Source organism: Alteromonas infernus (assembly GCF_902705815.1).
The window spans coordinates 151,258-163,224 of sequence record NZ_CACSIG010000056.1 but is presented as its reverse complement, the minus strand read 5'-3'; the positions used below and the strand labels follow the sequence as shown (position 1 = coordinate 163,224).

Genomic DNA, 11,967 nt, shown 5'->3' with positions numbered 1-11,967 from the left:
AATGTGAAAAGCGAGTTTGTAGCAAGGAGTTTTCAAATGATAAAACGGATAATGATTTTAGCGGTTATTTCAGTGATGGTGGCGTGCTCAAACGCTCCTAGCACCATTATTGATAACGCCAACAATACAGACGTAGGTCTTAGCCAACCTGCGGTGGCCATGCCAGACAGCTATAGTGCCGACGCCGCTATGCAGGTGCTTAAAGAGGGCGGAAATGCAATAGATGCCGCTATTACGGCGCAATTTGTTTTAGCCGTGACCCTGCCAGAAGCCGGTAACGTTGGCGGCGGTGGCTTTATGACCATCAAGTTTGAAGACAGCACCGACTTTCTCGACTATCGTGAAATGGCCCCGAAAAGCGCCCATCGCGATATGTATTTAGACCAAGCAGGTAACGTAAAGCCTTATGAATCCTTATTTGGCGCGAAAGCATCAGGTATTCCCGGTACTGTCGCTGGTATGTGGGCAGCACATAAGAAGTACGGCACTTTAGACTGGGAGCGTCTTGTTGCCCCTGCGGTAGACCTTGCCGAGAACGGGTTTGTAGTACACGAAAAGTTAGCCAATAACATTGCGCGCTATATTTCACGAACCCAGGAGAAAGGCATTAAAAGTAACTTCAGTGATTATTTCTCAGAAGCCAAAGCAGGCACCACGTTTAAGCAGCCTGAACTAGCTGAAACCCTAAAAGCGATTCAACAGCAGGGTAAAGATGGGTTCTACAAAGGCGAAGTCGCCACGCATATTGTCGATTTTATGCAACAAAATGGCGGCCTTATTACCCATGATGACTTGCAAGCCTACAAAGCGGTGTGGCGTAAGCCCCTTCAGCTGACTTGGCAGGGTTATGAGTTAATTACTGCACCGCCGCCAAGTTCAGGGGGCGTGGCTGTAGCACAATGGATTGGCATGCTTGAAGCCTATGATGCAACCCACGATTTACCTGCGCAAAACAGCACTGAATATATTCACGTTATGTCTGAAATAGGCAAGCGTGTATTTGCCGATCGCGCTGAATACATGGGCGACCCTGACTTTGTTAGTGTTCCGGTAAAAGCGCTCACAGACGCTAACTACATTAATGAACGCGCAGCAGATATTCAGCCTGCCAGCATTTCTGATACCCCAAGCATTAAGCCGGGCTTGAAAGAGAGCGAAGATACTACCCACTTCTCGATTATGGACAGATGGGGCAACGCCGTTGCCAATACCACAACCATCAACCTTACTTTTGGTAGTGGTCTTGTTGTAACTGGCGCCGGCTTCTTGTTGAACGATGAAATGGATGACTTTAGCGCAAAGCCTGGTGTGCCTAATTTCTTCGGCGCCGTAGGCGGAGAAGCGAATGCCATTGAACCCTACAAGCGCATGCTTTCTTCTATGACCCCTACACTTGTGACCAAAGGCGACCAGGTCGTGCTTGTTACAGGCTCTCCAGGTGGTACCACCATTATATCGTCAGTTGCTCAATCGCTATTGAATGCCCTGCTTTACGATATGAGCGCCGAAGAAGCCGTGAATTCACCGCGTTTTCACCACCAGCTATTACCGAAAGATACCATTCGTATGCACAACGGGTTTACCGAAGCTACGGTGAACGAGCTTAAAGCCATGGGCTATACCATTGATAACCGACGCTTTGGTGATGTGCATTTAATTAAACGCACTAAAGAGGGTGTGGAAGCCGCGTCTGAAAAAAGTGGCCGGGGTAAAAGCATCGTACAGCCCTACTAAAGCGTCTGGCTTTACACAGAAAAGGCGCTAACCGCCTTTTCTCTTAGCTAACACGTCACCTACTTACCCATTAAAGCAAGAGTTCACCGTTAATGGGTACGTATCGAGTTGCTACCTTTTGAATGCTTTCAGCCGTTAATGCGGGAACACCGTACACAGTTACGGTTTTCCCTTTTTCTTTAAGCGCGTTTACCAGAATATCGAAATCACCGTCACCTGACACCAGAATGATTTCATCAACCTGACTGGCGTGTTCTAGCGCATCTACCGTAATACCTACATCCCAGTCGCCTTTCGCCGAGCCGTCAGCGCGCTGAATAAAAGGCTTTAACTTTACCTCAAACCCAATAGCGCGAAGTATGTTTTGAAATTCACGCTGCTTGCTGTCGCCCTTGTCGATGGCGTAGGCAAAGGCATGTTCTATATCTAGGTTATAGCTAAGTTCGCGCCAAAACCGGTTGTAATTAAAGTTGCGTTTATAGGCCTGACGGCAGGTGTAGTAGACGTTTTGTACATCTACCAGCAATAATGCTTTTTTCAAAAGATTCTCATGATATTTTGTTAGTGGCAAAGAGCTGATTGATATCAGCAAAGGCTTTGAACTCTAAGGCGTTGCCGAAGGGGTCTTTAAAAAACATAGTGGCCTGTTCGCCCGGCTTTCCTTTAAAGCGAATATAGGGCGCAATAACAAACTCAGTGTTTGCTGTTTCTAATTTATTTGCCAGTGCTTGCCAATCACTCATGGTTAAAACAACGCCAAAATGCGGCACGGGCACGGCATGGTCATCTACCCCATTATACGAAGGCGGTGACGGCATGACCTCTACGCAGTGCGTCACTAGTTGATGACCGAAGAAATTCCAGTCTATCCACTGGCTATCACTGCGGCCCTTTTCACAACCTAGCAACTCACCGTAGAACGCTTCTGCATCGGTTAAATTAGTGACCGGTATGGCAAGATGAAAGGGCTGGACCATGAAAACTCCTGTTATAAAAACTTCTTAAGCAACGATAGCTTAAACTTTGAAAACGGCGCATACCTAAAGAACACGTCTAACGCAAAAGAACGCTTCATTATGGTTTTGATATGGCTAAATGTATCAAACCCTGCTTGACCATGGTAGCTTCCCATGCCGCTATTACCCACACCACCAAACGGTAACTCGGGGTTAGTCATAAACAGCATAGTGTCGTTAGTACATACACTACCAGAACTGGTTTTACTGATGATGTTATCTAGTACACTGTCTTTGTCGCTAAAGGCATAAAGCGCGAGTGGCTTGGGCCTACTGTTAACAAGCTTAATGCCCGCGTCCATGTTATCTACCGTGATGATAGGCAGAATTGGGCCAAAGATTTCTTCTTTCATCAACGGGCTATCAAGCGATGGCTCTAGTACAAGGGTGGGCGCCATCGCAGGGCGCGCTTCATCTAGCTCGCCGCCATACACCACGTTTACATTTTCAAGATAGCTCTCTAGGCGCTTTAAGTGACGATGATTTATTATATTGCCGTAATCTCGTGACAATAGCGGCTTTTTGCCATATTGCTTTTTAAGCTCTTTTTTAACCGCTTCAATAAACTTTTGCTCAAAGTCTTTTTCTACAATGACATAGTCAGGGGCAATACAGGTTTGCCCCGCATTCATCCATTTACCCCACACTAAACGACGCGCCGTAACCGTAAGGTTAGTATCTTTATCCACAAAACATGGGCTTTTACCGCCAAGCTCTAATGTAACGGGAGTGAGGTGCCTAGCTGCAGCATTCATCACTATTTTTCCTACGGCTTCGCCACCGGTGTAGAAAATATGATCCCATTTACACGCAAGCAGCGCCGTGGCTTCGTCTTTACCGCCTTCAATAACCGCTACACATGAAGTATCCATATATTGAGGAATAAGTTTAGCCACCAGCGACGAGGTTTCTTCAGCCAGTTCGGAAGGTTTTAATACCGCACAGTTACCCGCTGCAATAGCGGCGATATAAGGGGCAAGTAATAGCTGTAGTGGATAGTTCCACGCCCCTATAATAAGCACAGTACCAAGGGGCTCAGGCTTTCGAAAGCTCTTACCCGGCCATGCCACCATGGGTGTAGACACCTTGCGAGGCTTGGCCCATTTGCCCAAGTGCTTAAGCGTATGCTTAATATCAGAAAGCAGGAAACCTTGTTCAGCCACCATAGCTTCGGTCTTACATTTGCCCAAGTCGTTTTTAAGGGCCTGTAAGATGTCGTGCTGATTGTCTTTCAGTAAATTTTCTAATGCCTTTAACTGGCTTTTACGCCACTCAAGGGACTGGGTTTTCCCTGTATCGAAACTGTCGTTAAGTTTGTGAACAACGTCAACAAAGCATACGCTTGATTCAACGGCGTGAAGAGAAGGTCTATTTGGCATAAGAAGGCTCCAATAGCGTAACCCACGTAAGATTGATTCACATATCAAACTCTTTCGCAGGAATAGCAGCGTATTTATTAACTGATACTATCTTATATTAATAGGGATGTTCGCGAGCAACGCAACAAAATTGTTAATTAATGTTTAATGCGAAAGTGCACAACGCGCAATAAGACACATGCACATTCATATCTCTATATATAAAGTGCAGGCGCCGAACACATACGCGAAGTGATAGGAATAGCGAATAGGAAAGCGCAAAAGAAGCAGCCAAGAGAATCAAAAAAGCCCAGTGAACACTGGGCTTTTAAAGGTATTACGATGGCGCTATTACGCGTCGTATGGGCTACGTAAAACGATAGTTTCGTTTCTATCAGGGCCTGTCGAAACGATATCAACTGGCACACCTGTTAGCTCTTCAAGACGCTTGATGTAGTTTTTCGCTGCTTGTGGAAGCCCTTCAAACTCAGTTACACCAAAGGTGTTGTCTGTCCAGCCCGGCATTTCTTCATAAACTGGCGTTACTTTATCGTAACCGTCGGCGGCCATTGGAGGCACGTCTTTCACGTTACCATCTGCGTCTTTGTAGCCAACACAAATTTGAAGGCTTTCAAGGCCGTCTAGCACGTCAAGCTTAGTTAGGCAGAACCCGGTGATAGAGTTTATTTGTACTGCACGCTTCATTGCGACTGCATCGAACCAACCAGTACGGCGTTTACGGCCTGTGGTTGCGCCAAACTCGTGACCTTTAACACCTAAATGTTGACCTACTTCACAATCAAGCTCAGTGGGGAAAGGACCTGAGCCCACACGTGTGGTGTAGGCTTTAACAATACCTAATACGTAATCTAGCTTAAGTGGGCCGAAGCCTGCACCTGTTGCTACGCCACCCACGGTAGTATTTGAAGACGTCACATAAGGATACGTACCGTGATCGATGTCTAGCAGCGTACCTTGTGCACCTTCAAACATAATTGGAAGGCCAGCTTTATGCGCTTTATCTAGCTCGTCGGTGACATCAACCACCATGGCTTTAAGAATGTCAGCAACTTCCATCGCACCGTTTAAGGTTTCTTCGAAGTCTACAGCTTCTTCGCCATAGTATTGCGTAAGCGTGAAGTTATGTACGTCTAGTACTTCTTTTAGCTTGGCTGCGAAGTCTTCCGCGTTAAATAAGTCGCCAACACGCAAACCGCGACGGGCTACTTTATCTTCATATGCCGGGCCGATACCACGACCGGTCGTACCAATTGCTTTTGCGCCACGGGCTTTTTCGCGCGCTACGTCTAGTGCAATGTGATAAGGAAGAATAAGCGGACAAGCTTCACTAATCTTTAATCGCTCGCGCACAGGAACGCCACGCTCTTCAAGCATAGTCATTTCTTTCATTAGTGCGTCAGGGCTAAGCACAACACCGTTACCAATAATACAGGTAACATTATCGCGTAGGATGCCTGATGGGATTAAGTGAAGTACGGTTTTTTCACCGTCGATTACTAGAGTGTGACCTGCATTGTGCCCGCCTTGGTAGCGAACAACATATTTTGCGCGATCAGTGAGTAGGTCTACGACCTTGCCTTTACCCTCGTCACCCCATTGAGTGCCGAGTACCACAACGTTCTTTGCCATGAATCATATGTGTAAGAAAATTAGGCGGGGATTCTACAAAATTATAGGGCTAGGATCACCCCTTTTTTCGAACAAAAATGCGACTATTTAAATTTTATTTTTGATACGTACACTAGGTTTTATAACATGCAGTAAACGTAATCTAATGCTACTTGGTGTTTAACGTAATTCAAAAAGCAGTCTAAAATGCTAATTTATAAAGCATTCCATTTACAGTGCTACTGAAAACCTGAACAAACGGTCTATCAATTGCCTCTATTATTTTCAGCAAAATACCCGCTTACCGCCACGTTACGCAGCGGCCATTTAGCTAAAATAAAACAGCAGTAACGCGCCAATGATGACCAGCGCACCTCCAATTTGGCGAAGTTGATTACTTGGTTGCTGGCTTATTTGCAGTAAATAGTTGCGCCATTTGTTAGGAAAAAGAAGTGGGCCGATTCCCTCAATTATTAACACTAATGCAAAAGCGGGTAAAAGCCACTCCATGAAGCAATCCTCTATTGTGTGTGAGCAAAGTTTTTATGCCATTTTTGATAGGGCGGACAAATCGATATAGTCGCTAGTGTGGTAAAGGCCAAAGCCAAACCGTAAACGGTTACCGCGATAGTCGGTAAGAATATCGTTAGCTTTAAGCGTTAATGCCAGCGCCTTTGTAATGTTAGCGTCATCGAGTTCAAAAGTAAGAAAATGTCCCCTGTTAGATGCATCGCTAACGGCTAAATGCTGCTCGTTAAGCAACGGGTGATTACACGCTGCAAGTTTATCTAAAAACGCACGCTGCATTGCCATCACATAGGTGTCAATTGTCTCAACGCTGATATCGTTTTCTTCAAACATGCGAAGCACGGCTCTCAGCCTATATAATGACGTGAAGTCCATGGTTGCGCCGGCGAAACGCATTCCATCTACACTGTACTGCACGCTTTCTTGCCCCCCAGTGTTACGAGGCTTGTCCAGTTCACCAAACTCAGCGAACCAGCCTGTGTAAACGGGCCTTAAATTACACACAATAGGCACATGAGCAAAGCAGGCGCCTTCTCCCGCCTGTGCATACTTATAACTGCCGGACAAATAAAAGGCACGATGCGCGATGTCAGCCAAGTCAGTAGGCTTCGCCATGAAGCCATGGTAGCCATCGACCACTATGATGGTGTTGTCATTTAAAACGCTATTCACAATGCCTGAAACATCATCCACCACATATCCAGAGTTAAAGAAAACCTGACTAAAAAAGACAAGTTCGGGATTGTGCTCGGCTATGGCAGCTTTAAAGCGTGAAGTAAACGTAGCATAAGGTTTAGTCGGAACCGTCACTAACTCTATCAAACCTTGCTCTTGCATTCGGCTAGCTTGACGTTGAAAGCTGTGAAATTCACTGTCTGTTGAGACCACTTTGTATGGAGTACGACTATCAATACAACTCATTATTCGATAGAGCAACTCGTGCGTATTGGGCGCAAATACAATTTGCTGAGGCGCGCCGGTATTAAGAATACGACTTATGCGCTGCTGCAATTCTGGCACTAGAGTTTCAAAAAAATATCCCCACTTTGCATCTACGTATTTAGCGCTATCATCCCAGTACGCTAGCATTGCGTCGCGTGTGCAGTCAGGCCAAAAATAATGACTGTGACAAGCATAATGTTGTTTGTTTTTGTTCGCGTTAAGAAAACCTGAGTAAAATTGCTGATATGCCATGGTCATTACCACTGTGAAAACCGTATCAAATATAAAAGTCGACTAAACACTATCAAACTTCTGCTTTTTACGCATGAATCTAGCAGCGGGCCATCACATTTATTTACAAATTAAGTGTAAATACTTTTGCCCAATTTAGTGTGCTTAGTGGTATTTCTTATAGCTGCCGACCGGGTGCAAATTTAAATAACTCTGCTATAACCTTATAAGTAGATGTCGTTTTTTGAGAGAGTAGATATCCTCGACACCACCAAGACAAACATAAAAGGTATTTTATGCGTTTCCCTAAATACGGAAATTACTCGCTGGACATTTCAGGTAATGTGCTTGAAGTGTTTGCGACAGGCGCGTGGAACTTGAAAACCACCGAGTTCTTCATCGAAGAAATGCACGACCTTATCGGTAGCTTCAATGGCGAACCGTGGGCAGCCTTGATGGACGGACGACGCTGGGTTCTCTCAACCATTGAATGCCAAACCCGTTTAGCGGATTCAATCAAAGTAAATATTGAACACGGTTTAACCCGCTCTGCGTATGTTTTAGATAGCGGAATGGTAAAACGCGCCCAGTTAGAGCGAACCCATCCTTCTAGGGCTCGCGATTTTAAAGGGAAAAACTATGAGCGCGAATACTTTCGAAAGTACTTTGAAGCGCTTAATTGGCTACATAAAGAAGGGTTTTCCCCTATTACCAACACCTAGTTCTTTTCACGTCGCCAGTTGCGCATTCAATAGCTGTAAGCAGTAGTAAGTCTATTTAGTAAAGCAGGCTATATACTTTTCGGCGATACTCGGATTTAAGCGGATCACCATCTGCTAACGCATTCATCATATCCATCATTAGCTTTCTAGCGTCACCAAACCCTAACTCTGTTTTTAATACGCTATAAAGCAGCGCTAGCGCGTCTTGTGCTTTATTCGCTTGCTGTAGCTGTATCGCTAAATCAATTTTAAGCTGAAGATCGTCAGGGTTTGCTTCAACAGCAGCTTGAAGCTGTCTAATTTCAGGCGTATCTGCCGCTTGCTCTGCAAGTTCAATTTTACCCGCTAAGCTTTTATACCGTGAATCCTGGTCAACAAGTTTAATATCCTCAAGCAGTGCTTTTGCTGTATCAATTGACCCCGTTTCAATGTAGCAGTCAATAAGCATGTACTTGGCGTTTACATTGTCAGGATTAAGAGAAAGTGCCTCTTTCGCTGCTGGCAATGCTTCGGCGTACTCTCCCTGCTGAATAGCTTTCCCTGCTGTAGCGAGAAGCTCGTCTTCAGGGTTAGGCAGATACTTTGTTAGCATCTCTCGAATTTGCTGCTCAGGCTGCACTCCAGCAAAGCCATCTACTGGCTGACCATTTTGTACTACCATCACTGTAGGCAAGCTTCTGATACCAAATTGCGCCGCTACTTCTTGCTGCGCTTCACAGTCAACTTTCGCCAATATTAGATGCTGGCTGTATTCACCGGCCAGTTTTTCCAAAATAGGCATTAAATCTTTGCACGACTCACACCAGTCAGCCCAAAAATCAATGAGTACCAGCTTCTCTTGAGAAGCCTCTACTATGATTTGCTGAAAGTTTTCTACCGTAATATCAACAATAGTTGCTTGGCTATTTGCAACGAGATTTTCCATAACGCAGGCCTTTAATTTCTTGTATTGTGAGGAATATGGGGCAGTCGAGCTAAAATTACAAGGTTAGTAGTCAGTGAATAAGACTGACTGTGACAGAATAGAAACATCGCATTGTCGTTTTAGCGACAATTAATACCCCTACAAAATGTTAACCTAATGTAAAATTAACATATCACATCCTTTCCGTGAGGGGTTTATGACGACTCAAACCAGCGAAAACACGCATTTCACTTCATTTAAAGCGTTTTACCCTTTTTATTTAAACGAACATAAAGATGGAACTTGCCGCACCTTACATTTTATTGGCTCATGGCTGGTCATTGGTGTGATTGCTTTGGCAATTTATACCGCTAACTGGCCACTTTTATGGTTTATACCTGTTATAGGTTACGGCTTTGCTTGGGTCGGTCACTTCTTTTTTGAAAAAAACCGCCCCGCTACGTTCAAGCACCCACTTTACAGCTTGATGGGCGACTGGGTGATGTTTAAAGACATCTTAACTGGAAAAATCAGTTTGAAGGGCGAGTAAGTCAAAAGCGTAAATTTCGCTTTAACATGTAAATAGGAAGCTTTACCGCACATACTTTACATATAAGAAACGAAAGCGATATGGTTAGTCGCGTACCCTGTTGAAGGGCAATGCCATTAATTCAATAATTAAGTGTAACAGATACCTAACCTATCGCGCCCCGCGCAACAACAATAATAAAGGAACCGTCATGTTTGCGTCACGTTTCTCCACTCGCCCTTTTCGCAAAGGCCTGGTGGTAACCTCAACAGCATTATCTTTCCTCTTTTTGGGTGTTAGCCAAGCTAATGCACTACAAGGGTCTCAACCCGATACCCATACTTCACCGGCTAATGCACTCACCTACGACGATACATTCAACCTAGAGTTTGTCGCCAGCCCGCAGTTTATCGATAAAGAAACCGTGGTTTATTCGCGCCAGAGCATGGATATTATGACCGATAGTCGGCAGAGCAGACTGTGGCAAGTAAACATAAAAACAGGTGAACACCGCCCGTTTATCGCTTTAGACGAAAACCTTTCCCAAGCCACGCTATCGCCAAATGGAAAAATGGTGGCGTATACCAAATCGGTAAACGGTCGTGCTCAGCTACATCTTTATTATTTAGATACCATGCAGTCGGTGCGCTTAACTAACACCAGTGAAACGCCTCGTCAGTTGACCTGGTCGCATGACAGTGAAGCCCTAGCCTTTACGTTATTTACTGAAGAAAAACAAAAGCCGTTATTTAGCGCGATGCCGAGCAAGCCAAAGGGCGCAAAGTGGGCAGACAACGCTAAGTATATTGATAGCGTTCAATACCGTGGCGATGGCAGAGGCTATTTGCGCGAAGGCTTCGACCAAATCTATGTGCTGCCTGTTGATGGTGGTACACCGCGCCAGTTGACCAAAGGCCACTTTCCTAGCGGCGGTACCCTTTCTTTTTCTAAAGACAATGATTGGATTTACTTTGCCTCACCTCAGCGCGAAGACTATGCGCTGAACCCACTGTTTAGCGATATATACAAGGTCAACGTTAGCTCTGGAGTGGTTGAACAGGTTACCGATATAGCGGGCCCTGAAAGTAGACCTACGTTAAGCCCAAATGGTAAATATTTAGCTTTTACCCAACTAAATGATAGAAAGCTTTCTTATCAAAACGGTGACCTTTTGGTACTTGAACTAGAAAGCGGTGAAATAACGCGCCTCACTTCATCTTTAGATAGAAGCTTGGGCAAGTTTGTGTGGCGTAAAGACAGCCGAGGGCTGATGTTTTCATACCTTGATCATGGCGAAACCAAGCTGGCAACGGTGAACTTAACAGGAAAGGTTAAGAAGCTAGACGTTACCCTTGGTGGGCAAGCTTTTGGCCGCCCTTATACCTCTGGTGACTTCGCCCTAAGCGAAAAAGACGATATCGTATTTACAACAGCAGCGCGTACCATGCCTGGCGACTTAGCACTTTATCGAAAAGGGAAAAGCGCCACAAAACTTACCGACTTGAACAGTGACGCCTTGGGTCATAAGGCGCTTGCGCAGGTGCAAGACCTCACCGTAGCTTCAAGTGTTGATGAGCGCCCTATTGACGCATGGATGGCCTTACCCCCCGGCTTTGATAGTAGTAAAAAGTATCCGCTTATTTTAGAAATTCACGGCGGACCGCATGCCGCATATGGCCCCCATTTTGCGATGGAAGTCCAGCTTATGGCGGCGCAGGGTTACGTGGTTGTTTGGTCGAACCCAAGGGGCAGCAGCTCTTACGGTGAAGACTTTGGCAACCTCATTCACCATAACTATCCCTCGGAAGACTTTAACGACCTTATGGACGTCGTCGATGCAGTCGTTGATAAAGGCTTTGTGGATGCTAACAATCTATTTATTACCGGTGGCTCTGGTGGCGGTGTGCTAACAGCCTGGTCTATTGGTAAAACCGACCGTTTCAGCGCTGCCGTAGTGGCTAAACCCGTTATCAATTGGGTGAGCTTTGCACTCACCGCTGACGCGTACCCGTTTTTCAGTCAATACTGGATGGCGGATATGCCGTGGAATATCGCTGATAAACTTTGGAAACGCAGCCCATTAAGCTTAGTGGGTAATGTCACTACCCCAACTATGCTACTGACCGGCGAAGCCGATTATCGAACGCCGATAAGTGAGTCGGAACAGTATTATCAGGCGTTGAAACTGCAGGGTATAGATGCGGCAATGGTACGTATACCTGGTGCATCCCACGGTATTGCTAGCCGTCCGTCTCGTTTAATACAAAAAGTAGGAAATATAATGGCGTGGTTTGAACGCTATAAAAAAGATGAGGGTGGTAAATAGTGTATTCACCATTTAAAGGCGCCTAAGGGCGCCTTTATTGGTTTCGGT

General features: G+C 45.4%; 11 protein-coding genes. 4 read left to right on the top strand and 7 right to left on the bottom strand.

What is annotated here, in order from left to right; all coding sequences use genetic code 11:
* Positions 1–36 precede the first annotated feature (36 nt).
* Positions 37–1,734, top strand: a complete 1,698-nt coding sequence (gene ggt / locus ACX5J7_RS14635; RefSeq protein WP_012517094.1) for a gamma-glutamyltransferase — start codon at positions 37–39, stop codon at positions 1,732–1,734.
* 70 nt (positions 1,735–1,804) lie between these two features.
* On the opposite strand, the gene ACX5J7_RS14630 is transcribed toward ggt, so the two are convergent.
* The 6 genes from ACX5J7_RS14630 to ACX5J7_RS14605 all read right to left on the bottom strand — a co-directional run bounded on the left by ACX5J7_RS14630 (position 1,805) and on the right by ACX5J7_RS14605 (position 7,459).
* A complete protein-coding gene (locus tag ACX5J7_RS14630) occupies positions 1,805–2,275 on the bottom strand; it encodes a LabA-like NYN domain-containing protein (protein WP_012517093.1) in 471 nt (156 codons plus the stop codon).
* Positions 2,276–2,282: 7 nt separating this feature from the next.
* Positions 2,283–2,711 (bottom strand): VOC family protein, encoded by a 429-nt coding sequence (locus tag ACX5J7_RS14625; protein WP_012517092.1) that lies wholly within the window; start codon positions 2,709–2,711, stop codon positions 2,283–2,285.
* 11 nt (positions 2,712–2,722) lie between these two features.
* Entirely contained in the window at positions 2,723–4,129 is a 1,407-nt protein-coding gene (locus ACX5J7_RS14620; RefSeq protein WP_012517091.1) for an aldehyde dehydrogenase family protein, read from the bottom strand.
* Between the two features lie 330 nt (positions 4,130–4,459).
* Positions 4,460–5,758, bottom strand: a complete 1,299-nt coding sequence (locus ACX5J7_RS14615) for an adenylosuccinate synthase (protein WP_012517090.1) — start codon at positions 5,756–5,758, stop codon at positions 4,460–4,462.
* Between the two features lie 306 nt (positions 5,759–6,064).
* The gene (locus ACX5J7_RS14610) at positions 6,065–6,247 is read right to left on the bottom strand and encodes a DUF2065 domain-containing protein (RefSeq protein ID WP_012517089.1); all 183 of its coding nucleotides are present in this window, start codon (positions 6,245–6,247) and stop codon (positions 6,065–6,067) included.
* A gap of 33 nt (positions 6,248–6,280) precedes the next feature.
* Positions 6,281–7,459: an aminotransferase class V-fold PLP-dependent enzyme gene (locus ACX5J7_RS14605; RefSeq protein WP_498707376.1), complete on the bottom strand. Its 1,179-nt coding sequence runs from the start codon at positions 7,457–7,459 to the stop codon at positions 6,281–6,283.
* Between the two features lie 275 nt (positions 7,460–7,734).
* Here ACX5J7_RS14605 and ACX5J7_RS14600 point away from each other — a divergent pair, with 275 nt between their 5' ends.
* Positions 7,735–8,160 carry a hypothetical protein gene (locus ACX5J7_RS14600; RefSeq protein WP_012517087.1) on the top strand — a complete coding sequence of 142 codons (426 nt, stop codon included), beginning with the start codon at positions 7,735–7,737 and terminating at the stop codon, positions 8,158–8,160.
* A 55-nt stretch (positions 8,161–8,215) separates the two neighbouring features.
* Here the strand turns inward: ACX5J7_RS14600 and trxA are convergent, their stop codons facing one another.
* Positions 8,216–9,085, bottom strand: a complete 870-nt coding sequence (gene trxA, locus ACX5J7_RS14595) for a thioredoxin (RefSeq protein ID WP_012517086.1) — start codon at positions 9,083–9,085, stop codon at positions 8,216–8,218.
* 196 nt (positions 9,086–9,281) lie between these two features.
* On the opposite strand from trxA, the gene ACX5J7_RS14590 reads away from it, so the two are divergent.
* Together ACX5J7_RS14590 and ACX5J7_RS14585 are read left to right on the top strand one after the other, a co-directional pair.
* Positions 9,282–9,614: an Mpo1-like protein gene (locus ACX5J7_RS14590; RefSeq protein ID WP_012517085.1), complete on the top strand. Its 333-nt coding sequence runs from the start codon at positions 9,282–9,284 to the stop codon at positions 9,612–9,614.
* A gap of 190 nt (positions 9,615–9,804) precedes the next feature.
* Positions 9,805–11,919 (top strand): S9 family peptidase, encoded by a 2,115-nt coding sequence (locus ACX5J7_RS14585; protein WP_498707375.1) that lies wholly within the window; start codon positions 9,805–9,807, stop codon positions 11,917–11,919.
* Positions 11,920–11,967 lie beyond the last annotated feature (48 nt).

Bases quoted from the DNA above. Each gene is read 5' to 3' on its own strand.
- ggt (WP_012517094.1), top strand. From the start codon at position 37: ATGATAAAACGGATAATGATTTTAGCGGTTATTTCAGTGATGGTGGCG.
- ACX5J7_RS14625 (WP_012517092.1), bottom strand. From the start codon at position 2,711: ATGGTCCAGCCCTTTCATCTTGCCATACCGGTCACTAATTTAACCGAT.
- ACX5J7_RS14620 (WP_012517091.1), bottom strand. From the start codon at position 4,129: ATGCCAAATAGACCTTCTCTTCACGCCGTTGAATCAAGCGTATGCTTT.
- ACX5J7_RS14615 (WP_012517090.1), bottom strand. From the start codon at position 5,758: ATGGCAAAGAACGTTGTGGTACTCGGCACTCAATGGGGTGACGAGGGT.
- ACX5J7_RS14610 (WP_012517089.1), bottom strand. From the start codon at position 6,247: ATGGAGTGGCTTTTACCCGCTTTTGCATTAGTGTTAATAATTGAGGGA.
- ACX5J7_RS14605 (WP_498707376.1), bottom strand. From the start codon at position 7,459: ATGGCATATCAGCAATTTTACTCAGGTTTTCTTAACGCGAACAAAAAC.
- ACX5J7_RS14600 (WP_012517087.1), top strand. From the start codon at position 7,735: ATGCGTTTCCCTAAATACGGAAATTACTCGCTGGACATTTCAGGTAAT.
- trxA (WP_012517086.1), bottom strand. From the start codon at position 9,085: ATGGAAAATCTCGTTGCAAATAGCCAAGCAACTATTGTTGATATTACG.
- ACX5J7_RS14590 (WP_012517085.1), top strand. From the start codon at position 9,282: ATGACGACTCAAACCAGCGAAAACACGCATTTCACTTCATTTAAAGCG.
- ACX5J7_RS14585 (WP_498707375.1), top strand. From the start codon at position 9,805: ATGTTTGCGTCACGTTTCTCCACTCGCCCTTTTCGCAAAGGCCTGGTG.